The sequence below is a fragment of the Pseudomonas entomophila L48 genome, from assembly GCF_000026105.1.
In the GTDB taxonomy this organism is placed as follows: domain Bacteria; phylum Pseudomonadota; class Gammaproteobacteria; order Pseudomonadales; family Pseudomonadaceae; genus Aquipseudomonas; species Aquipseudomonas entomophila.
In genome coordinates, this window is the sequence record NC_008027.1 from 5,557,647 (window position 1) to 5,583,992 (window position 26,346).

General features: G+C 63.6%; 29 protein-coding genes. 9 read left to right on the top strand and 20 right to left on the bottom strand.

All coding sequences use genetic code 11. The features are described from left to right. Positions 1-2 precede the first annotated feature (2 nt). On the bottom strand, positions 3-482 hold the full coding sequence (locus tag PSEEN_RS24235; protein WP_003249017.1) for an RNA pyrophosphohydrolase: 480 nt from the start codon (positions 480-482) through the stop codon (positions 3-5). Positions 483-621: 139 nt separating this feature from the next. On the opposite strand from PSEEN_RS24235, the gene PSEEN_RS24240 reads away from it, so the two are divergent. Further along, positions 622-1,278, top strand: a complete 657-nt coding sequence (locus PSEEN_RS24240) for a histidinol-phosphatase (RefSeq protein ID WP_011536223.1) — start codon at positions 622-624, stop codon at positions 1,276-1,278. Between the two features lie 114 nt (positions 1,279-1,392). Here PSEEN_RS24240 and PSEEN_RS24245 read toward each other — a convergent pair whose 3' ends face one another. Beyond that, on the bottom strand, positions 1,393-1,818 hold the full coding sequence (locus tag PSEEN_RS24245; protein ID WP_011536224.1) for a DUF2269 family protein: 426 nt from the start codon (positions 1,816-1,818) through the stop codon (positions 1,393-1,395). 75 nt (positions 1,819-1,893) lie between these two features. Next, a complete protein-coding gene (gene ilvA, locus PSEEN_RS24250; protein WP_011536225.1) occupies positions 1,894-3,408 on the bottom strand; it encodes a threonine ammonia-lyase, biosynthetic in 1,515 nt (504 codons plus the stop codon). A 133-nt stretch (positions 3,409-3,541) separates the two neighbouring features. Here ilvA and rpiA point away from each other — a divergent pair, with 133 nt between their 5' ends. Continuing rightward, positions 3,542-4,216 (top strand): ribose-5-phosphate isomerase RpiA, encoded by a 675-nt coding sequence (gene rpiA / locus PSEEN_RS24255; RefSeq protein ID WP_011536226.1) that lies wholly within the window; start codon positions 3,542-3,544, stop codon positions 4,214-4,216. Between the two features lie 104 nt (positions 4,217-4,320). Here rpiA and PSEEN_RS24260 read toward each other — a convergent pair whose 3' ends face one another. The 4 genes from PSEEN_RS24260 to PSEEN_RS24275 all read right to left on the bottom strand — a co-directional run bounded on the left by PSEEN_RS24260 (position 4,321) and on the right by PSEEN_RS24275 (position 8,479). After that, positions 4,321-5,220, bottom strand: coding sequence for an SdiA-regulated domain-containing protein (locus tag PSEEN_RS24260; protein ID WP_011536227.1), 900 nt, complete (start codon positions 5,218-5,220; stop codon positions 4,321-4,323). Between the two features lie 90 nt (positions 5,221-5,310). After that, the gene (locus PSEEN_RS24265; RefSeq protein WP_011536228.1) at positions 5,311-6,237 is read right to left on the bottom strand and encodes an SdiA-regulated domain-containing protein; all 927 of its coding nucleotides are present in this window, start codon (positions 6,235-6,237) and stop codon (positions 5,311-5,313) included. Between the two features lie 153 nt (positions 6,238-6,390). Beyond that, positions 6,391-7,056 carry a fumarylacetoacetate hydrolase family protein gene (locus tag PSEEN_RS24270; protein ID WP_011536229.1) on the bottom strand — a complete coding sequence of 222 codons (666 nt, stop codon included), beginning with the start codon at positions 7,054-7,056 and terminating at the stop codon, positions 6,391-6,393. Positions 7,057-7,081: 25 nt separating this feature from the next. Continuing rightward, positions 7,082-8,479: an FAD-binding oxidoreductase gene (locus PSEEN_RS24275; RefSeq protein WP_011536230.1), complete on the bottom strand. Its 1,398-nt coding sequence runs from the start codon at positions 8,477-8,479 to the stop codon at positions 7,082-7,084. 170 nt (positions 8,480-8,649) lie between these two features. Between PSEEN_RS24275 and serA the strand changes: the two genes are divergently transcribed. Continuing rightward, entirely contained in the window at positions 8,650-9,879 is a 1,230-nt protein-coding gene (serA, locus tag PSEEN_RS24280; protein WP_011536231.1) for a phosphoglycerate dehydrogenase, read from the top strand. Between the two features lie 167 nt (positions 9,880-10,046). On the opposite strand, the gene PSEEN_RS24285 is transcribed toward serA, so the two are convergent. Further along, positions 10,047-10,523 (bottom strand): DUF4399 domain-containing protein, encoded by a 477-nt coding sequence (locus PSEEN_RS24285; RefSeq protein ID WP_011536232.1) that lies wholly within the window; start codon positions 10,521-10,523, stop codon positions 10,047-10,049. A gap of 227 nt (positions 10,524-10,750) precedes the next feature. Here PSEEN_RS24285 and PSEEN_RS24290 point away from each other — a divergent pair, with 227 nt between their 5' ends. Beyond that, complete coding sequence (locus tag PSEEN_RS24290; protein WP_011536233.1) at positions 10,751-11,215, top strand: transporter substrate-binding domain-containing protein; 465 nt, start codon at positions 10,751-10,753, stop codon at positions 11,213-11,215. A gap of 83 nt (positions 11,216-11,298) precedes the next feature. On the opposite strand, the gene PSEEN_RS24295 is transcribed toward PSEEN_RS24290, so the two are convergent. Together PSEEN_RS24295 and PSEEN_RS24300 are read right to left on the bottom strand one after the other, a co-directional pair. Continuing rightward, on the bottom strand, positions 11,299-11,799 hold the full coding sequence (locus tag PSEEN_RS24295; RefSeq protein ID WP_044488544.1) for a 2-thiouracil desulfurase family protein: 501 nt from the start codon (positions 11,797-11,799) through the stop codon (positions 11,299-11,301). After that, a complete protein-coding gene (locus PSEEN_RS24300; protein WP_011536235.1) occupies positions 11,780-12,403 on the bottom strand; it encodes a 2OG-Fe(II) oxygenase in 624 nt (207 codons plus the stop codon). The genes PSEEN_RS24295 and PSEEN_RS24300 overlap by 20 nt, the downstream gene beginning before the upstream one ends. Before the next feature lie 121 nt (positions 12,404-12,524). Between PSEEN_RS24300 and PSEEN_RS24305 the strand changes: the two genes are divergently transcribed. Then, positions 12,525-13,277, top strand: coding sequence for a DUF2059 domain-containing protein (locus PSEEN_RS24305; protein ID WP_011536236.1), 753 nt, complete (start codon positions 12,525-12,527; stop codon positions 13,275-13,277). On the opposite strand, the gene bipL is transcribed toward PSEEN_RS24305, so the two are convergent. Further along, positions 13,278-14,204 carry a phospholipase BipL gene (gene bipL, locus PSEEN_RS24310; RefSeq protein WP_044488546.1) on the bottom strand — a complete coding sequence of 309 codons (927 nt, stop codon included), beginning with the start codon at positions 14,202-14,204 and terminating at the stop codon, positions 13,278-13,280. A 98-nt stretch (positions 14,205-14,302) separates the two neighbouring features. On the opposite strand from bipL, the gene PSEEN_RS24315 reads away from it, so the two are divergent. Next, positions 14,303-14,869, top strand: coding sequence for a DUF6436 domain-containing protein (locus PSEEN_RS24315; RefSeq protein ID WP_011536238.1), 567 nt, complete (start codon positions 14,303-14,305; stop codon positions 14,867-14,869). Here the strand turns inward: PSEEN_RS24315 and PSEEN_RS24320 are convergent. Beyond that, positions 14,848-15,414, bottom strand: coding sequence for a sugar O-acetyltransferase (locus tag PSEEN_RS24320; protein ID WP_011536239.1), 567 nt, complete (start codon positions 15,412-15,414; stop codon positions 14,848-14,850). The genes PSEEN_RS24315 and PSEEN_RS24320 overlap by 22 nt on opposite strands. Before the next feature lie 86 nt (positions 15,415-15,500). Here PSEEN_RS24320 and PSEEN_RS24325 point away from each other — a divergent pair, with 86 nt between their 5' ends. Continuing rightward, positions 15,501-17,867 carry a penicillin acylase family protein gene (locus PSEEN_RS24325; protein WP_011536240.1) on the top strand — a complete coding sequence of 789 codons (2,367 nt, stop codon included), beginning with the start codon at positions 15,501-15,503 and terminating at the stop codon, positions 17,865-17,867. Between the two features lie 75 nt (positions 17,868-17,942). Here PSEEN_RS24325 and PSEEN_RS24330 read toward each other — a convergent pair whose 3' ends face one another. The 7 genes from PSEEN_RS24330 to PSEEN_RS24360 form a co-directional block, all read right to left on the bottom strand. Further along, a complete protein-coding gene (locus PSEEN_RS24330) occupies positions 17,943-18,815 on the bottom strand; it encodes a transporter substrate-binding domain-containing protein (RefSeq protein ID WP_011536241.1) in 873 nt (290 codons plus the stop codon). Then, positions 18,812-19,597, bottom strand: a complete 786-nt coding sequence (locus PSEEN_RS24335; RefSeq protein WP_011536242.1) for an amino acid ABC transporter ATP-binding protein — start codon at positions 19,595-19,597, stop codon at positions 18,812-18,814. Before PSEEN_RS24335 ends, PSEEN_RS24330 begins: the two co-directional genes overlap by 4 nt. Continuing rightward, complete coding sequence (locus PSEEN_RS24340; RefSeq protein WP_011536243.1) at positions 19,594-20,253, bottom strand: amino acid ABC transporter permease; 660 nt, start codon at positions 20,251-20,253, stop codon at positions 19,594-19,596. Before PSEEN_RS24340 ends, PSEEN_RS24335 begins: the two co-directional genes overlap by 4 nt. Beyond that, on the bottom strand, positions 20,234-20,899 hold the full coding sequence (locus tag PSEEN_RS24345) for an amino acid ABC transporter permease (protein ID WP_011536244.1): 666 nt from the start codon (positions 20,897-20,899) through the stop codon (positions 20,234-20,236). The genes PSEEN_RS24340 and PSEEN_RS24345 overlap by 20 nt, the downstream gene beginning before the upstream one ends. Before the next feature lie 554 nt (positions 20,900-21,453). Continuing rightward, complete coding sequence (locus PSEEN_RS24350) at positions 21,454-22,239, bottom strand: MetQ/NlpA family ABC transporter substrate-binding protein (RefSeq protein ID WP_011536245.1); 786 nt, start codon at positions 22,237-22,239, stop codon at positions 21,454-21,456. A gap of 359 nt (positions 22,240-22,598) precedes the next feature. Further along, a complete protein-coding gene (locus PSEEN_RS24355) occupies positions 22,599-23,546 on the bottom strand; it encodes a sigma 54-interacting transcriptional regulator (protein WP_011536246.1) in 948 nt (315 codons plus the stop codon). Positions 23,547-23,610: 64 nt separating this feature from the next. Then, positions 23,611-24,192 carry an alpha/beta hydrolase gene (locus PSEEN_RS24360; RefSeq protein WP_011536247.1) on the bottom strand — a complete coding sequence of 194 codons (582 nt, stop codon included), beginning with the start codon at positions 24,190-24,192 and terminating at the stop codon, positions 23,611-23,613. A gap of 803 nt (positions 24,193-24,995) precedes the next feature. On the opposite strand from PSEEN_RS24360, the gene PSEEN_RS24365 reads away from it, so the two are divergent. Together PSEEN_RS24365 and PSEEN_RS24370 are read left to right on the top strand one after the other, a co-directional pair. Continuing rightward, the gene (locus tag PSEEN_RS24365) at positions 24,996-25,238 is read left to right on the top strand and encodes a hypothetical protein (protein WP_011536248.1); all 243 of its coding nucleotides are present in this window, start codon (positions 24,996-24,998) and stop codon (positions 25,236-25,238) included. Positions 25,239-25,361: 123 nt separating this feature from the next. After that, positions 25,362-25,631, top strand: coding sequence for a DUF3077 domain-containing protein (locus PSEEN_RS24370; protein WP_011536249.1), 270 nt, complete (start codon positions 25,362-25,364; stop codon positions 25,629-25,631). A 187-nt stretch (positions 25,632-25,818) separates the two neighbouring features. On the opposite strand, the gene PSEEN_RS24375 is transcribed toward PSEEN_RS24370, so the two are convergent. Beyond that, positions 25,819-26,172, bottom strand: a complete 354-nt coding sequence (locus PSEEN_RS24375; protein ID WP_011536250.1) for a hypothetical protein — start codon at positions 26,170-26,172, stop codon at positions 25,819-25,821. Positions 26,173-26,346: the final 174 nt, after the last annotated feature.

A 26,346-nucleotide genomic window follows, 5' to 3' on the forward strand; every position in this document is an offset into this window, starting at 1 on the left:
CGTCAGTCGCGCGTCAGCAGGCGCGGGGCTAGCTCTTTCAGGGCGCGTCGGTAGACCTCGCGCTTGAATGTCACCACCTGGCCCAGCGGATACCAGTAGCTGACCCAGCGCCAGCCGTCGAATTCCGGTTTGCCGGTGAGGTCCATGCGTACCCGTTGCTCATTGCTCACCAGGCGTAGCAGGAACCACTTCTGTTTCTGGCCGATGCACAGCGGCTGGCTGTGGGTGCGCACCAGGCGTTGCGGTAAACGATAACGCAACCAGCCGCGGGTGCAGGCAAGAATTTCCACATCGTCGCGTTCAAGGCCAACTTCTTCGTTCAGCTCGCGGTACAGGGCATCTTCCGGCGTCTCGTCAGGGTTGATGCCACCCTGCGGGAATTGCCAGGCATCCTGGTTGATCCGCCGAGCCCATAGCACCTGCCCGGCATCATTCGTGAGAATGATCCCGACATTGGGGCGAAAACCATCCGGGTCGATCACGGCAGCAACCTCGCAAACGCATGTCGCGGCATTGTTCCACAAAGCCTGAGCGCGCAGCAACGCGCCCGCCAAGCTTATGTGCAGCGAGGTGAAAACTCCGTATTCTGCGGAGCTCCCGGAAGCTGATGCGAGACTACCCATGCGCCTGGCGTTATTCGACCTGGACAATACCCTCCTCGGTGGCGACAGCGACCACGCCTGGGGTGACTACCTGTGCGAACGGGGCATCCTCGACCCGGTCGCGTACAAGGCACGCAACGATGCCTTCTACCAGGACTACCTCAGCGGCACCCTGGACATGCAGGCCTACCTGGCCTTTTCCATGGAAATCCTCGCCGCCAGCGAGCCCGCGCAGCTGGAGCAGTGGCACCGCGAGTTCATGCGCGACTGCATCGAGCCGATCATCCTGCCCAAGGCCGAGGCCCTGCTGCGCCAGCATCGCGAGGCCGGCGACCAGCTGGTGATCATTACCGCCACCAACCGCTTCGTCACCGCGCCCATCGCCCGCCGGCTTGGGGTGCGCACCCTGCTGGCCACTGAATGCGAGACGCAGGACGGGCGCTACACCGGGCGCAGTACCGATATACCGTGTTTCCGTGAAGGCAAGGTGACGCGGTTGCAGCGCTGGATGCTGGAGAACGGTTTCGATCTCGACGGCAGCTGCTTCTATAGCGATTCGCTGAACGATGTGCCGTTGCTGGAGGTGGTGGCGCGGCCGGTGGCGGTGGATCCGGACCCGAAACTGCGGGTGGAGGCCGAGCGCAGGGGCTGGGAGATCATCTCACTGCGCGACTGAACCGGACGCGCCCCGTAGGAGCCAGCCTTGCTGGCGAAAGGGCCCTCGAGAACCCTGGCAAGGCTGCGCCTTGCATCGCCAGCAAGGCTGGCTCCTACAGGTTCGGCGCTGTTTCTAGACGGGCTTGGCGCCCATCAGGCCGGCAATGGACAGGAAACACACCCCGCTGAACACCGCCAGCGCCAGGGTGAACTTCAGCCCCACCACTTCAGCCTTGCGCAGCCGGTTAAGGCGTACCAGCAACCACCAGACGGCGAAAGCACCGAAGGTGTAGATGACGCTGGAGGCCAGCACCCAGGTCTGCCCCAGCGGCCAGCCGACCAGGTGCACCAGCCACCAGCCGGTGAACGGCATGCTCACCAGGCACAGGCCCATCAGCAGCCAGACGAATACCAGTGGCCGGCGCAGCAGCTTCCCATAGGCGTCGGCATCACCCTTGCGGCGGGCTTGAAGGGTCCAGATTGCCAGGCCCAGGGCACCCAGCAGCAACAGCGCGGTGGCGAGGATGTGCAGGGTCTTGAGAGTGGTCAGGTGTTCCATTTATGGATTGTCCTTCCGCAAGCCGTCCAATCGCGGGGCAAGCCCGCTCCCGCCGGCTGCCGCACGATACGTGTTTCAGCCCAAGAATAGCCGGTAAGCCGGGTTCTCGGTCTCGTCCCAGTACGGGTAGCCGATCTTGGCCAGCGCCGCCGGCACCAGGTGACGCTCCTCCTCCGGCACCTGCAGCCCCGCCACCACGCGACCATCGGCCGCACCGTGGTTACGATAGTGGAACATCGAGATGTTCCAGCGCCCACCCAGCTTGTTGAGGAAGTTGAACAAAGCGCCCGGGCGTTCCGGGAACTCGAAGCGCAGCACCAGCTCGTCGCTGGCCCCCGCCGAATGGCCGCCGACCATGTGGCGGATATGCAACTTGGCCAGCTCGTTGTCGGTCAGGTCGGTAACCGGGAAGCCCTGCTCGGTCAACTGCTGTACCAACGCGGCGCGCGGGTCGGTTTCCGGATGGGTCTGCACGCCGACGAAGATGTGTGCTTCGTCCGCCGTGTGCTTGCGGTAGTTGAATTCGGTGATCTGGCGCTTGCCGATCGCCTCGCAGAAGGCCTTGAAGCTGCCCGGGCGCTCGGGGATGGTCACGGCGATGATCGCCTCGCGCTTCTCGCCCAGTTCGGCACGCTCGGCCACATGGCGCAGGCGGTCGAAGTTGACGTTGGCGCCCGAGTCGATGGCCACCAGGGTCTGGCCCGTCACACCCTTGAGTTCGACATACTTCTTGATCCCGGCCACACCCAGTGCGCCGGCAGGCTCGGTGATCGAGCGGGTATCGTCGTAGATATCCTTGATGGCCGCGCAAATCTCGTCGGTGCTGACGGTGATCACCTCGTCCACATGGTGGCGGCAGATATCGAAGGTGTGCTGGCCGATCTGCGCCACCGCCACGCCATCGGCGAACAGCCCGACCTGCGGCAGCACCACGCGCTCGCCCGCGGCCATGGCGGCCTGCAGGCAGTTCGAGTCGTCCGGCTCGACGCCGATCACCTTGATCTCAGGGCGCAGGTACTTCACGTAGGCGGCAATCCCGGCGATCAACCCGCCGCCACCCACCGGCACGAAGATCGCATCGAGCTGGCCGGGGTGCTGGCGCAGGATCTCCATCGCCACGGTGCCTTGGCCGGCAATGGTGTGCGGGTCATCGTAGGGGTGGATGTAGACGAAGCCCTTCTCGTCGACCAGTTTCAGCGAATACGCCAGCGCCTCGGGGAAGGAGTCGCCGTGCAGCACCACCTTGCCACCCCGCGAACGCACGCCCTCGACCTTGATCTCGGGGGTGGTGCGGGGCATCACGATGGTCGCCTTGATGCCCAGCTCCCGCGCCGCCAGGGCTACGCCCTGGGCGTGGTTGCCGGCCGAGGCGGTGACCACGCCACGGGCCAGTTCTTCCGCGCTCAGTTGCGCCAGCTTGTTGTAGGCACCGCGGATCTTGAACGAGAACACCGGCTGCAGGTCCTCGCGCTTGAGCAGCACCGTGTTGCCCAGGCGCTTGCTCAATTGCCCGGCGCTGTGCAACGGGGTTTCGACAGCAACGTCGTAGACGCGCGAGGTGAGGATCTTCTTGACGTACTGTTCGAGCATCGGAAAGCATCACTGGGCCGCGGGACAAGGCCTGGGAGTCTACCGCAGCGTCACGTCGGGCAGCCACAGCAAAGCCGCCGGAGCCGTTATACTAGGCAACTTTGAAATCCGCCCTGCCCCTCCCGGAGCCCGCATGACCCAGGACCAACTCAAACAGGCCGTCGCCCAGGCCGCCGTCGACCTCATCCTGCCCAAGCTGGATGAAAAAAGCGTCGTCGGCGTTGGCACCGGTTCCACCGCCAACTTCTTCATCGACGCCCTGGCCCAGCACAAGACCGCCTTCGACGGCGCCGTCGCCAGTTCCGAGGCCACCGCCCAGCGTCTGAAGGGCCATGGCATCCCGGTCTACGAGCTGAACAGCGTCAGCGAGCTGGAGTTCTACGTGGATGGCGCCGACGAGAGCGACGCTCACCTGAACCTGATCAAGGGCGGCGGCGCGGCCCTGACCCGCGAGAAGATCGTCGCGGCGGTGGCCAAGACCTTCATCTGCATCGCCGACGCCAGCAAGCTGGTGCCGGTACTGGGTGCCTTCCCGCTGCCGGTCGAGGTCATCCCCATGGCCCGCAGCCACGTGGCGCGCCAGCTGGTCAAGCTGGGCGGCGACCCGGTCTACCGCGAGGGTGTGGTGACCGACAACGGCAACGTCATCCTCGACGTGCACAACCTGCAGATCACCAACCCGGTGGAGCTGGAAAGCCAGATCAACGCCATCGTCGGCGTGGTCACCAACGGCCTGTTCGCGGCACGGCCGGCGGATGTGCTGCTGCTGGGCACCGCCGAAGGCGTGAAGACCCTCAAGGCCGAGTAAGCACAACACCCGACCACTGTAGGAGCCAGCCTTGCTGGCGAACCGGCGTCCGACATAGCAGCCGAGGGCGTGCCCGTTCGCCAGCAAGGCTGGCTCCTACAGCGTCATGGCTGCTTGAACACGTAGAACAGGTTCGGCTCACTGACCAGGTAGATGGTCCCGGCATCGTCCATCGCAATCCCTTCCGCCTGCGGCACCGTCTGCTTCAGCCCCTGCATCCCCTTGCGCAATGACAGGGTGCTCAACGGCCGCCCCTTCACATCCAGTTCCAGCACCAGCCGCGACTCGTCCGACAGGGCCAGCAGATGCCCGCTGCGCTCGTCGAACTGCAGGCTGGACAAGTCCCGCACGAACAACCGCTTGTCGCGCTTGCGGTCCTGCACCACATGCACCGCGTAAGGCTTGTCCGGGTTGTCATGAGGGAAGCCGTGCACCTCGTAGATCATCATCGGGTCGCGCTCCTTGGCCACGAACAGGCGCTTGCCCGCCGAGTCGTAGGCCAACCCCTCGAAACCCTTGTTGCCATTGAGGCCGATGCCCAGGGACAGCTGCTCGGCGTCGTTGGCATCGAGGAACAGCGTGTCATCGTCCAACCGCACGCGGATCAGCCGCTGCTGGCGCTCATCGGTGATCACGTAGCTGTTGGGGCCCACGTATTCCACGGCCTCGGGGTCGCCGAAGCCGGTCAGCGGCACGCGGCGCAGGATACGCCCGTCCAAAGACAGCTCGATGAGCTCGGAACGGGCATTGGTCACCGTGAACAGGCTCTTGCGGTCCGGGTCGTAGGTCAGGGCCGAAAGATCGTCGTCCAGCCCTTCGATGGGCTGCGCCTCCACCGCTACCCGATAACGGTCCAGCCCCATGCTCTGCTCGGCGGGCTGCCACCAGGCCCGCAGGTTGAACCAGCCGCGCTCGAACAGGCGGAACTCCTGGGCTGCCGCACCCAGCACAAGCAAGGCGGCAAGCACGGTTAGAGCAAGGGTGAGGCGATAACGACGGCGCATGGCGGCAGACTCGGCAAAGGGGACGCGAATCTAACCATCAACAACTGAAGCGAAGCTTAATGCCATCATCGGAATATCCCGAAGAGGGCGTCATTGCTTCCTGAAACGATAGAACAGGTTGGGTTCGCTGACGATGTACAGGTTGCCCTTGTCGTCCATGGCCACGCCTTCGGCGCGCGGGACGGTGTCCTTCAGGCCATTGAAGCCCCCCAGCAGGGTCATGAAGCTGACCTGTTCACCTTTCTCGTCCAGCTCCAACAGCATGTTCGAGTCCGCCGACAGCACCAGCAGGTGGCCCGTGCGCGGGTCGACACTCAAGGCCGACAGGTTGCGCAGGTCCAGCTCATCGCTGGGCAGCACCTGCTTGACCCCCGTGAGCGGGCCATGCCCGTCGGTGTTCCAGGTATAAAGCTTCGGCGGGCGCTCCTCGCCGATCAGCAGGCGTTGGCGCATCGGGTCCCAGGCCACGGCCTCGAAGCCCTTGTTGCTCTTGACCGACTCGCCCAGGTCGTAGCTCTTGAAGTCGGTGCTGGTCAGCGAAGCCGTGGTGGCGTCCACTTTCACCAGGGTCAGGTCATGGCGGCGCTCATCGGTGATCGCGATCTGCCCGTCCTCGAGCACGGCGACGCCCTCGGGATTGTCCCAGCCTTGCAAGGGGATCTTGCGCAGCACATCGCCATCCAGGTTCAGCTCGGCCAGGAACGGGTGCTTGCCCATGACAGCGAACAAGGTGCGGGTATGCGGGTTGAAGGCCACGTCCGAGGCTTCGTCTTCCTCCATGCCCACCAAGGGCTTGGCGTCTATGTCTGCCACGTAATCTGGCAACCAGATGCTTTCCTGGCGCTCGGCAGGCGTTTCGAAACGCTCCTTCAGCCACAGCAGGCCACGGTCATCCCAGTGCATGGCCACGACCACGCCATAGCTGATCACTGCCAGGGCGGCAAAGCCGATCAGCCAGCGCAGCGAGGCACGGCGCTTGGGTGCAGGCGGAAGGGATGCACGGGTGGAGGTGGCCATTGAAGGAAATTCCTGAAAGCGAGCGGTGAGGTATAGCCCAATGCCGACGAAAATGCGCAGTTCGCGCATTATCCGCATCGATTGTGAAAAAAATGGCAACGACCACCCGCGGTCAGGGAGACGGCGACGGCTTCCAGCCGCCGCCATGCAAGGTCAGAGCACGCGCCCTTCGAAACGGCTCGCGCCCGGAAGTTCCAACACCAGCTCGTCGCCCACGTTCAGCGGGCCAACCCCGGCCGGGGTGCCGGTGAGGATGACGTCGCCCGGCTGCAGCGAGAAATGCCCGGCGATGTGCTGGATGATCGGCACGATCGGGTTGAGCATCATCGCGCTGCTGCCGTCCTGGCGCACTTCGCCGTTGATGGTCAGGCGGATACCGATGTCGGCCAGGTCCTCGAAAGTACTGGCCGACACAAACGGCGGCAGCACGCAGGCGCCATCGAAGCTCTTGGCCAGCTCCCAAGGCAGGCCCTTTTCCTTCAGTTTCGCCTGCACCTCGCGCAGGGTGAGGTCGAGCGCCGGGGCATAACCTGAAATGGCGTCGAGCACCTCTTCCTCGGACGGCGCGGTGGACAGCGGCTTGCCCAGCAGCACGGCAATTTCCGCTTCGTAGTGCACCGAGCCACGCTCGGTCGGGATCTTGAAGCCGCCTTCCAGGGGCACCACGCAGCTACCGGGTTTGATGAACAGCAGCGGCTCGCTGGGGATGGGGTTGTCCAGTTCCTTGGCGTGCTCGGCGTAGTTGCGGCCGATGCACACCACCTTGCCCAGGGGGTAATGGATGCGGGTGCCGTCTACGTACTGGTGCTGGTAACTCATGGCCGACTCCTGTGAATACTGCTTTTTATTCGGGAGCGAAGATCTTACCCGGATTCATGATGCCGTTAGGGTCGAACACGGCCTTGATCGCCTTCATGCAGGCGATTTCATCCGCCGAGCGGCTATAGCCGAGGTAGTCGCGCTTGGTCATGCCCACGCCATGCTCGGCGGAGATCGAGCCGTTGTAGCGCTCGACGATCTCGAACACCCACTTGTTGACCTTGGTACAGGAGGCGAAGAAATCGTCCTTGGTCATGTGGTCGGGCTTGAGAATGTTCAGGTGCAGGTTGCCGTCGCCGATGTGGCCGTACCAGACCACTTCGTAGTCTGGGTAGTGTTCGCCGACGATGGCGTCGATATCGCGCAGGAACGCCGGCACTTTCGACACGGTGACCGAAATGTCGTTCTTGTAGGGCGTCCAGTGGGAAATGGTCTCGGACAGGTATTCGCGCAGCTTCCACAGGTTCTTCAGCTGGGTTTCGCTCTGGCTCATCACCCCGTCCAGCACCCAGCCCTGCTCGACGCAGTGCTCGAAGGTGGCCAGCGCCTCGTTGGCCACCTCCTCGGTGCTGGCCTCGAACTCCAGCAGCGCATAGAACGGGCAGCCCGTCTCGAACGGTGCCGGTACATCGCCACGGGCGAGGATCTTGGCCAGGCCCTTGTCGGAGAAGAACTCGAAGGCGGTCAGGTCGAGCTTGCCCTGGAAGGCGTGCAGCACCGGCATGATCGAGTCGAAGTCCGGCGTGCCCAGCACCATCGCGGTAAGGTTGCGCGGCGCGCGGTCCAGGCGCATGGTCGCCTCGACCACGAAGCCCAGCGTGCCTTCGGCGCCGATGAACAGCTGGCGCAGATCGTAGCCGGTGGCGTTCTTGATCAGGTCCTTGTTCAGCTCCAGCAACTCGCCCTTGCCGGTGACCACTTTCAGCCCGGCCACCCAGTTACGGGTCATGCCGTAGCGAATCACCTTGATCCCGCCGGCATTGGTGCCGATATTGCCGCCAATCTGGCTGGAGCCGCTGGAAGCGAAATCCACGGGGTAGTACAAGCCCTGGTCTTCGGCGAACTGCTGAAGCTGGCGGGTAATCACGCCTGGCTGGCAGACCACGGTGCGGTCGAACTCATTGAAACCGAGGATCTGGTTCATAGAGTCGAACGCCACCACCACTTCGCCATGGGCGGCGACCGCGCCTCCCGACAGCCCGGTACGCCCACCGGACGGCACCAGGGCGACCTTGTGCCGGTTCGCCCAAAGCACGATGGCCTGGACCTGTTCGATGGTTTTGGGGAAGACGATGGCGCTGGGCGCGGGCGGGTAGTGCTTGGTCCAGTCCTTGCCATATGCCTCGAGCGAGGCGGGATCGGTGAGGACCTTGCCAGGGTCGACCAGGGTCATCAGCTCATCAATTACCGCAGACTGGGTCATCGCAGGAACTCTCGACTTATTCATAGTCACCCTGAGCACGCTTCACCTGTCGGGATAAGCTCAGATCAGGTCGCGTATGCTAGCATAGCCCTCCCGCTGTCCGTGCTAAGGCCGACGCCGCGCCGCTTCACCCTCCTCGCCATTTTTCTCCGGGATACAGGTTTAAGCAGATGAGCAAGACGTCTCTCGACAAGAGCAAGATCAGGTTCCTTCTTCTTGAAGGCGTCCACCAGAATGCGGTGGATATCCTCAAGGCCGCCGGGTACAGCAACATCGAGTACCTCACCGGTTCGCTGCCGGACGCCGAGCTGAAGGAAAAGATCGCCGATGCCCACTTCATCGGTATCCGCTCGCGCACCCAGCTGACCGAAGAGGTCTTCGACTGTGCGAAGAAACTGGTCGCGGTCGGCTGCTTCTGCATCGGCACCAACCAGGTCGACCTGAACGCGGCCCGCGAGCGCGGCATCGCGGTGTTCAACGCACCGTACTCCAACACCCGTTCGGTAGCCGAACTGGTGCTGGCCGAAGCCATCCTGCTGCTGCGCGGCATCCCCGAGAAGAATGCCTCCTGCCACCGTGGCGGCTGGATCAAGAGCGCGGCCAACTCCTTCGAGATCCGTGGCAAGAAGCTGGGCATCGTCGGCTACGGCTCGATCGGCACGCAGCTGTCGGTGCTGGCCGAAGGCCTGGGCATGCAGGTGTACTTCTACGACCCGCTGACCAAGCTGCCGCTGGGCAACGCCACCCAGGTCACCAGCCTGCACGAACTGCTGGGCCTGGCCGACATCGTCTCGCTGCACGTGCCTGAACTGCCGTCCACCCAGTGGATGATCGGTGAGAAGGAAATCCGCGCGATGAAGAAGGGCGCGATCTTGATCAACGCCGCCCGTGGCACCGTGGTCGAGCTGGACCACCTGGCCGCCGCGATCAAGGACAAGCACCTGATCGGCGCCGCCATCGACGTGTTCCCGGTCGAGCCGCGCTCCAACGACGACGAGTTCGAAAGCCCGCTGCGTGGCCTGGACAACGTGATCCTCACCCCGCACATCGGTGGTTCCACCGCCGAAGCCCAGGCCAACATTGGCCTGGAAGTGGCCGAGAAGCTGGTCAAGTACAGCGACAACGGTACTTCCGTATCGTCGGTCAACTTCCCGGAAGTGGCCCTGCCGGCCCACCCAGGCAAGCACCGCCTGCTGCACATCCACGAAAACATCCCGGGCGTGCTCAGCGAGATCAACAAAGTGTTCGCCGAGAACGGTATCAACATCTCCGGTCAGTTCCTGCAGACCGACGAGAAAGTCGGTTACGTGGTCATCGACGTGGACGCCGAGTACTCGGACCTGGCCCAGGAGAAACTGCAGCACGTGAAGGGCACCATTCGCTCGCGCGTACTGTTCTAAGTTTCACGGCGGCATGAAAAAGGGAGGCCCTGGTGGCCTCCCTTATTCTTTGTCGCGGTACACCGACGATTCTTGTAGGAGCGGCTTCAGCCGCGATCGCCCGCGAAGCGGGTGCCAAGCGCCGCGGTGTCTATTTCGCGGCTGAAGCCGCTCCTACAGGTTCTGCGTCACTTCACATCTACTGTGATCTTCTTCGACTCGACGCTCGGCTTGAACGGCACGTGGTACTGGTCACCCAGCACCAACTGCAGGGTGTGCTTGCCCGGCGTCAGGGTGATGGTCGCCTCGGTCTGCGCCTTGCCGAAATGCAGCACCTGCGGGCCAGCCGGCAACGGTGCGTTGTTTTCCGGCATCAGGCTGGTCGGCAGCGGCATATCAGCTGCCGGCGCCTTGTCGACATCCACCAGCAGGTGGTGATGGCCGGTGTGCGGGGTCTGGTCACCCGCCGGCTTCAGGCCCATGCCCTCGATACCGAACTTGACGGTGAAGGTCTTGTCGACCGTGGCACCGTCGGCGGGGGAAACGATGAAGACCTTGGCGCCTTCCGGTGGCTGCTGGCTCTTCAGGGCATCCGCGGCGCTGGCGAACACCGATGCCCCCATCAAAAGACCGGCGACGACAGCACGCGACATTAGGCTTTTCATTCACTTCTCCTGTGATTCACTTCAATTGACCGCTATCACTTAAACGAAGCACGGCGGTACTTCACCATAGTCCACCCACACTGGAAGAGGTTCAAAAACAGGCGCGGAAATATTTCAGGGCCGCGTCAAACATTGACCGGGCCCTGAGGTCTGAGGCTGCGCTCGACCGTGGCAGGTAATAAGTCCCGGCGAATGGAAATCTTCTGCCGAACAAGAAAGGGGCATTCATGCGTTTGACCATTGGCGTGCTGCTGGCAGCACTGTTCACTCCATTGGCCCAGGCCGAACTGATCGATGAAATCAACGACCGGGGGGAGTTGCGCATCGCCGTGCAGAGCGACGCCGCGCCCTATGCCTTCAAGCAGGACGAGCACCTGACGGGTTTCGATATCGAGCTTGGCCAGGCATTGGCCCGGGAACTGGACCTGCGCGCCGAGTTCATCGAGACGCCGGCCGCGGAAGTACTGGCGGGGGTGGAGAGCGGCAAGTTCGACATCACTGTCGACAAGCCCGATGTGCAAGGCAAACTTGCACCTGCGCTGAGCGCCAGCCAGCCGTTTGGCGACCAGCACCTGGTGATTCCATTCCAGAAGGACAACCCGGCGTTCGAGAGCGCGGTGAACAATGCCTTGCAGCGGCTCAAGGACAATGGGCGCCTGACCGAGCTGGAAAAGAAATGGCTCCAGCAGTAGCCACGCCACCGATCCCGTAGGAGCCAGCTTGCTGGCGAACAATTCTCAAGCCGGTGTGCGATCGTTCGCCAGCAAGCTGGCTCCTACAGGTCCGCGTGGTTCAGGGCTTGCTCGGCCTGGTCCAGCTCCAGCTCGCTGAACACCAGCACCCCTTCACGACGCAACAAGGCTGCCGTGACCCCTTCCCCCGCCACCTTCACACCCGTGAAGCTGCCGTCATAGGTCAATCGATTACCACACGACGGGCTACCGGACTTGAGCACCGCCACCGTGATGCCGTGCCGCCGCACCAGGGCCAGGGCCTGCCTGGCACCTGCGAGAAACGCCTCGCTGACATCCTCGCCCGCCACCGTCACGACCTGCGCCTGTCCGTCCAGCACGGCACCACCCTGCCCGCCCGGAATCTCCGCTGGCGGGCGCGGCGTCGGCAAGCCACCGGCCACCTCCGGGCACAATGGCACCACCCGCCCCTCGGCCTGCCAGCGCTGCAACAGGTCGGGATGGCCGCTGGCACGCCCGTCATAACGCACCGGCTGGCCCAGCAGGCAGGCGCTGACCAGCACCTTAGAACGGATCGTTGCCACGGCGACGGAACCAGCCTGTCAGCGACAGGCGCTCGCGCCCGGCCGGGAGGACTTCGTGGGGGATGTCGCCCGACAGGAACACCACCAGGGTGCCCGCCAGCGGCGGCACGTCATGCTCGACGTCCCCCTGCAGGAACATGCGCAACTGGCCACCGTCGTCGGGCTGCCAGCCTTCATTGAGATAGAACACGGCCGAGACGGCACGCCGGTCGTCGTCGCGGAACCGGTCCAGGTGGCGGCGATAGAAGGCGCCCGGGGGATACAGGGCGAAATGGCACTCGAAATCCTCGAGCCCCAGGTACAACCCTTGGTTGATGGCCTGGCGCAGGCTGTCCATGGCCCCCAGGTACTGGTCGCAGGCCTCGGAGTCACCCGGGTCGATCCACTGGATCTGGTCGCCGCGAATGGCCTCGCGCACCTCCTGCGCGGCACCGCGCCCGACCCCGGCCGGGTTGAGTTCGCCTTCGGCGTGGCGACGGCGGCATTCGAGCGCCAGCGCGCGGGCCAGTTCGTCGGACAAGAAGAGCGACTGCTGCGACCAGCCACGGGTGGCCAGGTCATCGACGATCGCCGACAGCATCGGATGTTCAGGAGGAATGTGCATGGCGCATCATAGCCATTCGGCATGCGCTCGCACAGCGCCACTTGGTCGAGAACTGCCGTTGGCGTCTCGACAAAGCCCCGCCGGGCCACGGACAATAGCGGCCTGCCGACAGGAGTCCTGAATGCGCCGTTTGTTTTCCCTGCTTCTGCTGATGATCTGCACCATGCCTGTCTGGGCAGACAGCCTCGATCAACTGTACAAGGCCGCCGGCTGGCCCGACCAGCGCGCCCATTTCAACGATGCCGTGAGCGCCGCCCAGCAGCGCTACCGCAACAGCCTGCCGCCTGCGGTCTACCAGGCGCTGGTCAGCAACAGCAACCAGCGCTTCCAGGCCCAGGCCATGGATCGCCGCGCCCTGGCGCAGCTGCGCACGAACTTGCAGAACCCTGCGCCGGCCCTGAACTTCTTCCAGTCGCCGCTGGGGCGCAAGGTGGTTGCCGCCGAACTGCTGGCCACGCGCAAAGATCAACTGGCCAAGAATGCCAAGGGCCTGCCCAAGATGCAGGTCAGCGACAACCGCCTGCTGATCGTCGGCCACCTGGCCCAGGCACTGCCCGCCCGTGAGGCCGGCGCCGAGGTCAGCCTGGCGATTGCCGGGGTGGCGGCGGACAGCCTCAGCTCGATGATCCCCGGCCTGTTCGGTGGCGGCCAGGCCCAGAACCTGCTCGACGGCCAGCGCCAGCGCCTGATGAACCAGGTCGGCGAAGACCTGAACAACACCCTGCTGTATGTCTATCGCGACCTGTCGGACACCGAGCTGGAAGAGTTCGCCACCTTCGCCGAGTCGCCGCAAGGCCAGGCCTACTACAAGGCCGCCGTGGCCGCCGTGCGCGCCGCGCTGGCGGTCGGCCAGAACGCCGCGGACCTGAACTGATCAGCCCAGGCGCTGGCCGATGAAGTCGAAATAGCGCTGGCGGATGCCCGGCAGCTCATTGGCCAGGTGGTGCCGCGCCTCGGGCAGCATGAGGATCTGCGGCTCGCTGAACTTGGCCTTGAGCACCTTGAGGTTGTAGGGCCAGTCCACGGTACCGTCCGCCTCCCCTTGCACGATCAACAGCCGCCGCGTGCTGCGCGGCGCCTCCTCTATACGCCGGACCCATTTCAACAGCGCGCCGACCCAGGCTGTCGGCAAACGGCGCGGTTGCAGCGGGTCGGCTTCCAGAAACGGCAGGAACGCCGGGTCGTTGGTGTTCTCGCTGAAGCGCCGCTCGATGCCGTTGACGAAGTGGCGCAGCACGCAATAGCTGAGCTTCGACCAGTGCCAGGCGCGCGGGCGCACCAGCGGCGCCAGCAGGATCACCTCGCCGTCGGCCGGGCTGCGGCCGTCGCAGTGCAGCAGGTGATCGACCACGATCGCCCCGCCGGTGCTCTGCCCGCACAGGTGCCACGGGCGTGGCAGGTCGAGCTGGCGCGCCTGTTCGAACAAGGCGCCCAGTGTCTGCTGATAAATGTCGAAGTCTTCGATGCTGGCCCGCTCTCCGCTGGACAGCCCGTGCCCAGGCAGGTCGCAGCTGATCACCGCATAGTGCTGCCCAAGCGCCCAGTCGATCACATGCCGATACAGGCCCATGTGGTCGTAGTAGCCATGCAGCAGGAACAGGGTCGCCACCGGTTGCTCCGGCAACCAGACCTGGCCGACCAGGTCGAACCCAGCGGCCTGGAAGCGACCAAGCCAACTGGCCACCGGCAGGTCCAGGCCATAGAAGCGCTGGTAGTCACGGCCTTGGGCCGGCAGCGACTGGCGCTCGGTGAGGGGCGACAGGCTGGCGCGCAGCGAGTCGGGTTGGAAGGCGGCGGGCATCGGGTACATCCACACTGAAGCAAGTATTGATCTGCGATATTCAGGTCTTGCAGTCATCGTGGCAAGCTTGTGCGGTTATCAGGCGCTGCGAATAGACCATGCCCCGAAGTTTCAAGCCATTGGCCGGTATCACCGCCACCCTGCTCTGCGCCGTCGCGCTGTGGTGGGCCTACGACAGTTTCCAGAGCCGCTACCTGCGCCCCTTCGACAACCAAGCCACCTTCTTCGACGGCAGCCAGTTGCAATTGCCGCCCGAGCTGTCCGGCCCCGGCCCTATCCGCGTGGTGCACTTCTGGGACCCGGCCTGCCCATGCAACGTCGGCAACCAGCAGCACCTGGGCGAGCTGGTCGCGCAGTTCGCCCCACGGGGCGTGAGCTTCCACGTCGTGCAGAAGCCCGGCAGCCACGGCCAGCTTCCCGCCAACCTCACCGCGCTGAAGCCACTGGCCAGCCTGCCCGGCAGTGAACGACTACCCGCCACGCCCGCCGTGGCAATCTGGGACCGCGAGGGCAACCTGGCTTACTTCGGCCCCTACAGCGAAGGCGCGGTGTGCAACTCGAGCAACAGCTTCATCGAGCCAATCCTCAAGGCACTGGAGCAAGGGCGCCGGGTACAGGCTTCCAATACCCTTGCGGTGGGCTGCTACTGCCCCTGGGCCGGCTGACGCACCCGCGCCGGGTTGCCCACCACCACCGCCCCCGCCGGCACATCGCGGGTCACTACGCTGCCGGCACCGACCACGGCGTTGTCGCCGATGGTCACGCCGGGCAGGATGATCGCCCCACCGCCAATCCACACGTTGTCGCCGATAGTCACCGGCCGGCCGCTCTCGAGGCCGGTACGGCGAAGCGCAGGGTCCATCGGGTGGTCGGCGGTGTAGATCTGCACCGCCGGGCCGATCTGGCAGTCGGCGCCAATGCGCACTGGCAGCACATCGAGGATCACACAGTTGAAGTTCATGAAACTGTTGGCGCCAATGCTGATGTTGTAGCCGTAGTCGCAGTAGAACGGTGGGCGGATCACCGCGCCGTCGCCGACGTGGCCGAAATGCTCGAGCAGCAGGCCATGGCGCGCGTCGTTGAGCAGCTCGACGCTGCTGTTGTAGCGGTGCATCCAGTGCTTGTTGGCGATCTGCTCGGCCTGCAGCTCGGGGCAACCGGCGTGGTAGAGCTCACCGGCCAACATCTTCTGTTTTTCGCTGAGGGACATGGAAACTCCTTTCAGGGGCTATGCTCAGTTCGCGAATCCGCCGATGATCGGACCACATTTTTCGCTGGCGTGCACAAGGAGTTTCAATGAAGCGCAGCCTGACCCTGCTGGCGGTGGTGATCGCCGTGGCCGCCGCTGGCACCGGTTACTGGTACGTGCAGGGCAAGCAGCCCCAGCGCGAGGGCGAGGTGGCCGTCAGCGGCTTGCAGGCGCCGGTCAGCGCCCGCTACGACGCCCGCGGCGTGCCGCACTTGCAGGCCCAGAACGAACAGGACCTGTACCGCGCCCTGGGCTACGTGCACGCCCAGGACCGCTTGTTCCAGATGGAGATCATGCGCCGCCTGGCCCGGGGCGAGCTGGCCGAGGTGCTGGGCGAGAAGCTGGTGCCCACCGACACCCTGTTCCGCAGCCTGCGCATCCGCGACCAGGCCGCGCTGATGGTGCAGCGCCTGGATCACCAGTCGCCAGCCTGGCAGGCCCTGCAGGCGTACCTGGACGGCGTCAACCAATGGCAGGCGACGCACCCCAAGCCGATGGAGTTCGACGTGCTCGGCATCCCGAAGCGCCCGTTCACCGCTGAGGACACCCTGAGCATCGCCGGCTACATGGCCTACAGTTTCGCCGCAGCGTTTCGCACGGATCCTGCGCTGACCTACATCCGCGATCAGCTCGGCCCCGAGTACCTGAAGATCTTCGACCTCGACTGGAAGCCCGACGGTGCCGTCGCCACCCCGCTGGCCGCCGCCGACTGGCGCAGCCTCGAGCAACTGGCGCGGCTGAGCCACGAGGCCCTTGGCGATGCCGGCATCCCGCAGTTCGAGGGCAGCAATGCCTGGGCCGTGGCCGGTAGCCACACCCGCAGCGGCCGCCCGCTGCTGGCCGGCGACCCGCACATCAGCTTCGCCGTGCCGGCGGTGTGGTACGAGGCCGAACTGTCGGCGCCGGGCTTCAACCTGTATGGCTATTTCCAGGCCCTCAACCCGTTCGCCCTGCTCGGCCACAGCCGCGATTTCGGCTGGAGCCTGACCATGTTCCAGAACGACGACGTCGACCTGATCGCCGAGAAGACCAACCCGGCAGATGCAAATCAGGTGATGGTCGATGGGCGCTGGCAAGCACTGGAGAAGACCGAGCAACAGATCGCAGTCAAGGGGCAGGCGCCGGTAACCATCACCCTGCGTCGCTCGCCCCATGGCCCGATCGTCAACAGCGTGTTGGGTGATACGGCCGGCCCGGCGCCGATCGCCATGTGGTGGGCGTTCCTCGAAACCGAGAACCCATTGCTTGAAGGCTTCTACCAGATCAACCGCGCCGACACCCTCGGCAAGATGCGCGAGGCAGCGGCGAAGGTTCAGGCGCCGGGGCTGAACCTGGTATGGGCCAATGCCCGTGGCGATATCGGCTGGTGGGCGGCGGCGCGCCTGCCGATCCGCCCGGACGGGGTCAACCCGGCGTTCATCCTCGACGGCAGCAGCGGCCAGGCCGCCAAGCCTGGGTTCTACCCCTTCAGCGTCAACCCGCAACAGGAGAACCCGGCCAGCGGCTATATCGTCTCAGCCAACTACCAACCACCGGCCTCGATAGCGATACCTGGTTACTACAACCTGGCTGACCGTGGTCGCCAGCTCGATCGCCAGCTGAACAATCCGGATATCAAGTGGGACATCCAGAACAGCCAGGCCCTGCAGCTCGACACCAGCACCGACTATGGGCCACGCACCCTGGCACCGCTGCTGGGCACTCTGCGCGCGGTTGCCAACGGTGACGAAGAGAAAGAGCTGGTGGAACAGCTGGCCGCCTGGCGTGGCGATTACCCGCTGGACTCCACCAGTGCCACGCTGTTCAACCAGTTCCTCTACGAACTGGCCTTCGCCGCGTTGCACGATGAGTTGGGCGATACCTGGTTCCCGGTGTTGATCAGCACCCGCGCCATCGATGCCGCCCTGCCGCGCCTGGCCGCCGACGCCAACTCTCCCTGGTGGAACACCCGTGGTGGCAACGAGCGAACTGACCGCGCCGCCATCGTGCGCCAGGCCTGGCAGCGCAGCCTGAAGCACCTGCGCGAGACGCTCGGCAAGGACCCGGCCAGCTGGCAGTGGGGCAAGGCCCACACCCTCACCCACAACCATCCGCTGGGGCTGAAGAAGCCGTTGAACCTGCTGTTCAATGTCGGCCCGTTCGCCGCGCCGGGCACCCATGAAGTGCCGAACAACCTTTCGGCGAAGATCGGCCCAGCGCCCTGGCCGGTCACCTATGGGCCTTCGACCCGCCGGGTGGTCGACTTCGGCGACCCCGGGGCGGCATTGACCATCAACCCGGTCGGGCAGAGTGGCGTGCTGTTCGACAGCCACTACAAGGACCAGGCCGAGGATTACATCGAAGGGCGCTATCACAAGACGCGGATGGGGGTGATTCCGGCGCAGAGCACCTTGCGCCTGGTGCCTGGCCCATAAGCGGTTCGCCGGCAAGCCGGCTCCTACAGGGTGAACGTAGGAGCCGGCTTGCCGGCGAACCGATCCATCAGGCGATCAACCCTGCCACTTGCCGCCTTCGACGATCACGCTCTCCGGCTTGGTGTCATCGCTGAGTTCTTTACGCACGTACTGGTCGTACAGCTTGAGCAGGAACTTCTCCTCGCCCAGCTTGGCCAGCTCGGCGTTCACCCAGTCGCGCAGCTCGGTGTTGCCCTTCTTCACCGCCGGGGCGATCGGCGCCTCTTCACCCAGCAACTGCGGCAATACGCGATAGCCCGGGTTCTGCTTGGCCCAGCTGAACAGGATCAGGTTGTCCTGGGCATAGGCCTCGCCGCGGCCGCTGGCCAGGGCGGCCAGGGACTCGGTGTTCTTCTCGAACTTCAGCAGCTTCCAGTCCGGGTGGTTCTTGGTCAGCCAGATATCGGCGGTGGTGCCAGTGGTGACGATGATGGTCTTGTCGGCCAGGTCGTCGAGTTTCTGCACCGGGCTGCCGTCGGCGACGATGGCCTGCACCGCCACGCGCAGGTTGGGGTTGGTGAAGTCCACCGCCTCTTTGCGCTCGGGGGTGACGGTCATGTTGGCGAGGATCAGGTCGACCTTGTCGCTCTGCAGGAACGGAATGCGGCTGGCGGGCTCGACGGCGACGAACTCGACCTTGTTCTCGTCGCCCAGCAGCTCCTTGGCGAAGCGCCGGCCGATATCGGTGTCAAAGCCGACGTAGCGGCCGCTTTCATCGACGAAACCGAACGGCGGCTTGTCGGTGAACACCCCCACGATCAGCTTGTCGCGGGCCTTGATGGTTTCCAGGTAGCTGGTGGCCGGCGAGGCGGCGGCGGGCTTGGCCGCGTCTTCGGACTTATTGCAGCCGGCCAGCAGGGCCAGGCCAAGCAGTGGAGCGAGCAGTTTGGCGAACGGTGCGGTCTTCATGACAGTTCCTTGTGCAGTGACTTGGGCAGTATCTTGGGCAGGCTTTCGACGAACGAGAATTTCTCCAGGAACTGCTGCGCGCGTGCGCTCTGCGGTTGGGTGAAGAAGCGCTCGGGGTCATTCTGTTCAAGGATCCTGCCGGCCTCCATGAACACGATGCGGTCGGCCACCGCGCGGGCGAAGGCCATTTCGTGGGTGACGATGAGCAGGGTCATGCCGTCGCGGGCCAGGCCCTGGATCACCTGCAGCACCTCCTTGACCATCTCCGGGTCGAGGGCCGCGGTGACTTCGTCGAACAGCATCACCTGGGGGTTCATGCACAGCGAGCGGACGATGGCGATGCGCTGCTGCTGGCCACCGGAAAGCTGCCGGGGGAAGGCGTCGCGCTTGTCCAGCAGCCCGACCCGCGCCAGCAGCGCCTCTGCCTGGGCCTGGGCTTCGCGGCGCTCGCGCTTCTGCACCTTGAGCGGGCCCAACAGCAGGTTGTCGAGCACACTCATATGGCCGAACAGGTGGTAGCTCTGGAACACCATGCCGACCCGTTGGCGCACCTGGCGCCAGTCGGTGCGCGGGTCGAGCAGTTCCTGGCCGTCGAGGCGCAGGCTGCCGCCTTGGGCTTCCTCCAGCCCGTTTAGGCAGCGCAATAGGGTGCTTTTACCGCAGCCGCTGGGGCCGAGGATCACCACCACTTCACCAGCCTGCACTTGCAGGTCGACATCCTTGAGCACCTGGTGCTCGCCGAAGAATTTGTTGAAACCCTGGAATTCGATCAATGCGTTCATGGCTGGGCCCAGCGGCGTTCCAGCACGCGCGAGGCGGCGGAAAGCGGATAGCAGACGAGGAAGAAGAACAGGAACAACGCGCCGTAGATCAGCACCGATTCGTAGGTGCGCTCGATGATCTGCTGGCCGACCTTGATGACGTCGACCACACCGATCAGCACCGCCAGCGAGCTGGTCTTGATGATGCGCGTGTAGATATTGATGGTCGGCGGGGTCATGCGCTTGAGTGCCTGGGGTAGCAGCACGTAGCCGTACAGCTGCCAGCCGCCCAGGCCGATCGACAGCCCGGCCTCGCGCTGCCCGCGGGGTAGCGATTGCAGGGCGCCGCGCACCACCTCGCCCACCTCGCTGGCGCCCCACAGGCCGAGTACCAATACCGCGCACCAGAAGCTGGGGATGCTCAGGCCGAAGAAGATCGGCAGCCCGAAGAACACCAGGTACAACCAGACCAGCACCGGAATCGCCCGGAACAGCTCCAGGTATACCTGCAACAGGAGGTTCAGTGCCCGGTTGCCGAGGGTGGTCAGCACGCCGTAGAGCACGCCGCCCAGGGTGGCGAACAGGATGCCCAAGGCCGAGATCGTCAGGGTCTGTGCCGCGCCTGCAGCCAGTTGCGGCAGCGATACCAGCAACAGATCAATGCCCGAACTGGCCATGTTGCAGCCTCCTTTCCAGGTAGCGCAGCAGCAGCGACAGCGGCAGGAAGATCAGCACGCAGAGCAGGGTCAGCACGGCGAGCATCTCGTAGGTCTTGTAGTACAGGGCGATGTAGTTCTTGGTGGTATAGAGGATCTCCGGCACCGCCACCGCCGAGACCACGGTGGTTTCCTTGAGCAGGAACACGAAGTTGGCGAACAGCGCCGGCAGGCTGAGGATGCCGGCCTGGGGCAGGATCACATGGCGCAGCAACTGCCCTTCGGACAGGCCGATGGAGCGCCCGGACTCCAGTTGCGCGCGTGGTACCGCCTCCACGCCGGCGCGCAGTACCTCGGTGAGGTAGGCGCCGCCCATGAAAGTCATGGTGATGATCGCCGCGGTGAAGCCGGACACCTTCAACCCCAGGCTCGGCAGGGCGAAGTAGACGAAGAACAGCTGGATCAGCAGCGGCGTGTTGCGGGCAAGTTCCACATAGCCCTGGACCAGGCGGCGCAGGTAGGGCGTGCAAAATACCAGGATCGTTGCATTGACCAGCGCCACCAGCATCGAGGTGGCGATGGCGATCAGCCCGACCTGCAGGGTCACACCCACGGCCTTGAAGAACGCGGGCAATGTGCTAAGCATGAAGGCGGTGTCGAAGCTCATGGAAAGGGCCTCGGCACGGGGGTTTGAAGGTATGGCATGGGGAGGTTCCAGCTCGGCGCGAGGGTCGCTCGACGTCCTTGTACAGAGTGATGGCGCTGTGCCGGTAAGCACGATAGGCAAACTTTAAAGGCATAAGAATGTTTCTCTAAATACCTTTATTGCATATCGATATCCCCCTTCGAATTGCTCGGAAATTTCCTTCATTACAAAGGGATCTTTCTGATCAAACCCTTCTCAAAAGAGTTTCAGACTGCGACCTGCATGGCCCATCACACCTACAAGGACGATAACGATGAACAGCCCCTGCTCTCCCGCCTCGAATGAACAATTGCTTTGGTTGCTGGCATTGCGCCGGGCGCTGGCCAGCCAGCGCTGAGCCCCACCTGTTGGAGTGGGTTTAGCCACGAAAGAGATACCACGGTGCCTGGCACCCGCTTTGCGGGTGTTCGCCGGCAAGGCCGGCTCCTACGGGTTTGCGGTTGGGCAGGCCCTGCCAATAAAAAAACCGACGCTATTTGCGTCGGTTTTATCGTTGAAGCGTGTCGTGCCGGGTATCAGAACGCCGGCAATACCGCGCCCTGGTACTTCTTGGCGATGAATGCCTTCACCTCGGGGCTGGTCAGCGCCTTGGCCAGTTTCTGGATGGCCGCGCTGTCCTTGTTGTCCGGGCGGGCCACCAGGAAGTTCACGTACGGCGAGTCGCTGCCCTCGATCACCAGGGCATCCTTGGCCGGGTTCAGGCCAGCTTCCAGAGCGTAGTTGGTGTTGATCAGGTCCAGGTCGACCTGGTCCAGCACGCGCGGCAGCATGGCCGATTCCAGTTCGCGGAACTTGAGCTTCTTCGGGTTCTCGGCGATGTCTTTCGGGGTGGCCAGGGCGTTCTTCGGATCTTTCAGGGTGATCAGGCCGGCCTTCTGCAGCAGGAGCAGGGCACGGCCGCTGTTGCTGCCTTCGTTGGGGATGGCGACGGTGGCGCCTTCCTTCAGCTCGGCCAGGCTCTTGACCTTCTTCGAGTAGCCACCAAACGGCTCGACATGCACGCCGATCACGGTTTCCAGGTGGGTGCCCTTGCCTTCGTTGAAGTTCTTCAGGTACGGCAGGGTCTGGAAGTAGTTGGCGTCCAGGCGCTTCTGGTCGACTTGCACGTTGGGCTGGACGTAGTCGGTGAAGACCTTGATTTCCAGGTCCACGCCCTCTTTGGCCAGGGTCGGCTTGATCAGTTCGAGGATTTCGGCGTGCGGCACAGGCGTGGCGGCGACCACCAGTTTTTCAGCAGCGTTGGCGAAGCCCGTGAACGACAGGGCGGCAGCCAGGGCGGTGGTCAGCAGGGTCTTTTTCATGGTGATCCTTGTTCTATAGCTGGGCCATCGCAGATGGCGACGTCGGGTGCCCATCCGTTCGGGTGGGCATGAAACGGACAATACCGATTATTTTTATTCCGTAACAATATCTTTTGATTAGCTGCTTATTCCGATTAGGCATTGGAGAGTTACAGCGCGTATTAGATCGAGCGCCGCCCGCGCGGCGCATCGCGGATGAATCCGCTCCTACATTCGTTGCAACGTGCCGCACCTGTGGGGCCTTGGATGCCAGCCTTGTCGCGCCGAACTGGCCCGAAACAAACCTGTGTAGGAGCGGATTCATCCGCGATGCGCCGCGCGAGCGGCGCTCGATCTCAAAAACACTGCAAGACGGTCGTCTAGAACGCGCCTTCATCCAGCCGCGCCAGGGCTTCACCCAGCAGCCGACGCAGTTCACCGAGGGTCTGCGCTTCACCGCCACGACGTAGCTGCTCCAACTGCCGCGCCAGGCTGGCCAGGGGGCTGGTGTCCGGTAAGTCGAGGTGCTCCGGGAGGATTTCATCGCCGTCACTGACCAGCAGTGCAAAGTGGATAACGTTCTCCAGCTCGCGTGTGTTACCTGGCCAGGCATGGGCTTCCAGCGCCTGCTGCGCCGCCTCGCTGATCAGGGGCACCGAGCGGTCCAGGCGCACGCTGTAGATGCCGACGAAGTACTCGGCCAAGGGCAAGATATCGCCGACTCGGTCGCGCAGCGCCGGCAGCTCCAACTCACCTTCATGCAGGTAGTGGTACAGCCGCTCATTGAAACGGCCTGCCCGCACCGCCTGGGCCAGGTCGATGCTCGATGCGGCCACCAAACGCACATCCACCGCCTGGGCCTGGGTGGCGCCGACACGGGTCACTTCACGGTTCTCCAGCGCCGCCAGCAGCTTGCCCTGGATCGCCAGGGGCAGGTCGGCGATCTCATCCAGGTACAGCGTGCCGCCGTTGGCCGAACCGAACCAACCGGCCCGGCTGCTGGCGGTACCGCCTTGGGTGCCGGCGCTATAGCCGAACAGTTCGGCGTCGGCATAGGTCGGGCTGATGGCCGCGCAGTTGACCGAGACGAACAACCCACCACGATCACTGGCGCGGTGGATCTGCCGGGCCAGCAACTCCTTGCCGGTGCCCGTCTCGCCGCGGATCAGCACCGGCAACGGTTGTGGCGCCAGGCGCTCAAGGGCCCGGCGCAGCGCCTGCGAGCGTTCATCGACGAACACCAGCGCCTTGGCGCGGATGCTCAGCGGGCTCTTGTCCAGCTCGGGGAAGGTCAGCAGCGGCTGGCCGAAAGGGCTGTGAAACGTCATGGAATACTCCCGCCCCGACCGCAAGCGGCCGAGGCTCAAGGCAATGCTGTGGATAAGTGCCGAATCAGGCGCGGCGCAGCGCGCGCTGGTCGATCCGAGCCTGCAGGCGGTAGAGGTAGGCGAAGCCCTGCTCCCAACGCTCATGGCCGGATTTCACGTTGATATGCCCGGCATTGGTCAGCAACCCCGCCTCGGCCCCCCAGGCACTCGCCAGGTGCAGTGCACGGGGCACGCTCACTGCCGGGTCGTTGTCGGAGCTGACCACCTGGCTGGGGAACGGCAGCGCCTGCAACGGAATCGGCGCGAAGTTGCGCAGGGCCGGCGCGCAGGTCGGGCGTTCAACGTCGGCCGGCGCCACCAGCAGCGCGCCACGCACCCGGCGCAGCAGCTCAGGGCTGGCGTGCGCGGCCCAGTGGGCGACGGTGATGCAGCCCAGGCTGTGGGCGATGAGAATCACCGGCGAGCGTTCGGCGGCAATCGCCTGCTCCAGGGCCTGCACCCAATCGCGCCGCTGCGGGGTCAGCCAGTCGTGCTGCTCGACCCGGGCGCTGTTGGGCAGGCTGCGCTGCCAGTGACTTTGCCAATGGTTGTCTGGCGATCCTTGCCAGCCCGGCACAATCAGGTAACGAATCGACTCATTGCGCATGGGGACGCCTCCAAGGTGTTTGCGTGCTTGGGGGCCAGTATAGGGAGGGGAGATCTAGCGTAAAGGAATAAGAAGCTATTTATTAATAACCAAAAAGCAATGCTTCTCTACGCGCTGGGTGGGTCTTGATGGCGACCAGGTGCCCGTCTGATGATGTGTAGTGGTGCGTAAATCGAGCGCCGCCCGCGCGGCGCATCGCGGATGAATCCGCTCCTACATCGGTTGCAACGTGGCCATGATCGATAGGCCATGGTTGTCCGCCTGGTTTGTACGACGCGATTTTTTGCTTGTCGCCACCGCCGCCCCACCTGCCTCAAGCCATGCGCCAAGGCTGGCAACCATGGCCTCCCAGATGCGGCACGTTGCAACAAATGTAGGAGCGGATTCATCCGCGATGCGCCGCGCGGGCGGCGCTCGATCTGATAGGCGCTGAACATTCTGTGGCAGGCCCTCTCGCCCACAACGCCAATCAAAAATGAACCCCCAGCCCCCCACGAACCACCAAAAAATCAGATTAAACCCCTTCCTTGTAGTCCATTTCCCAAACATACTCCCGCCGCCTTTTTTCCGTTGCGGCTGCTCAGGGAGCGCTCTAGTCTCGGCGAGTCGTTGCATATCAACGACACAGCTTTGACAGGCTGCGACGAAAAATCGTGTACGGCTCGCCCTCTATGGCGGCTGTGCGTGCGGGCACGCTTGCGTGCGCCGGAATTTTACGATTTTCGCCGGTCTGTCAACCCACGCACAGCTGCCACCCTCTGTTTGACAGCAGACAGGTGGCCGCACCGGAAAGGAAAATCGTTATGCTGAAGATCGTCCCCGACCCACCCCACAACCCCCACTCCCTCGAAGACACCCTCATCCAGGCCACCGAGTACGCCCTGTGTGCCTTGACCGTGGCCCATCAGGCGGTACTGGCCCAGCCCAGGTCCCCTGCCACGATCCTGATGATGGCGTCGATGCACGAAGTCGAATCGCTGCGCGTGCTGCTCGAATCGGCGTTGATCCAGGTGCAGATGCCCAAGGCCCCACAGACGCTGCACTAGCCCGCGCCCGGCCCTGTTCGCCGGCAAGCCGGCTCCTACCGGGGGCTGCGTTTCACCTGTAGGAGCCAGCCTTGCTGGCGAAAGGGCCCGCCCAGGCCCCGAAAAATCCAGGGAGAAAAAACAATGACAACAGACGAAACCACCCCCAACACCACCGCAGGTAAAACCAAGTTCTACCAAGGCGAAGGCCAGACCATCCCACTGTTCTGCATCGAACCCGGCATCCCCTGCCAGCACGCCCGCGAACAGGCTTCGGAACTGATGGGCTGCGTGCGTGACCTGACCATCACCGGGATCATGGAAGAAAAGCCGCAACTGCTCTGGGCCTCGTATTACCTGAGCGCGCTGGCCAAGGCACTGATGGATGACGCCGAGCTGGGAATGACTCACTGAGTGTCGCGGTGCCTGGGGGTGAATCACACCTGCTCCCAGGCAATCGCGTCAAACGCCATCAGCCATTTTTTTGCAATCACCTTCACTTTTCTGGAAAATTTAACAGCAGAAAGGGGACGAATTTATTTCCTCCACTATAGAATAGTGAAAATAAACTCGCCCATTTTTGTGGTGCTTTACTGCAGCCTCACTTCTCTACGTAGCGGATAAAATGCTTTAGTAGAATTTCATCCGCCGACTTGTAGTTCTCACCACCACATTGAAGAAACTCCATAAACCAACTTAATTTTTCTGACATCATCTCTTGATCGTCAGATTCATCAATACTAAGCAAGAGCATAGCCAAACGGGCGCTCAGTGCATCTTTACTATGGAAATCTCTAACACCCGCCACGCCTGCAATTTGCCCCCTCCATTCTGCAGCCAATTCGGTACACTCTAGCTGCACGATTTCACATGAAACATACTTATCAGCTAGGCTCATTGGATCCGGCAACACTTCAGGGAACTTATAGCCGATTGCCCTGAGGGCTTTGAGCATAAAGCTCCTTAGTAATATATTTGCCTCTCGACCATCTTCAGGCCATACAATCTCACCGTACGCAAAGCTCATTCCCACTCCAATCCTAAATGCTTCATTACATCACGACAGCTTTTGCATGCTGGCTTGTGAGTCCCATGTCCCTTCCCCGACTTTCCGATATTTACGGCCTTG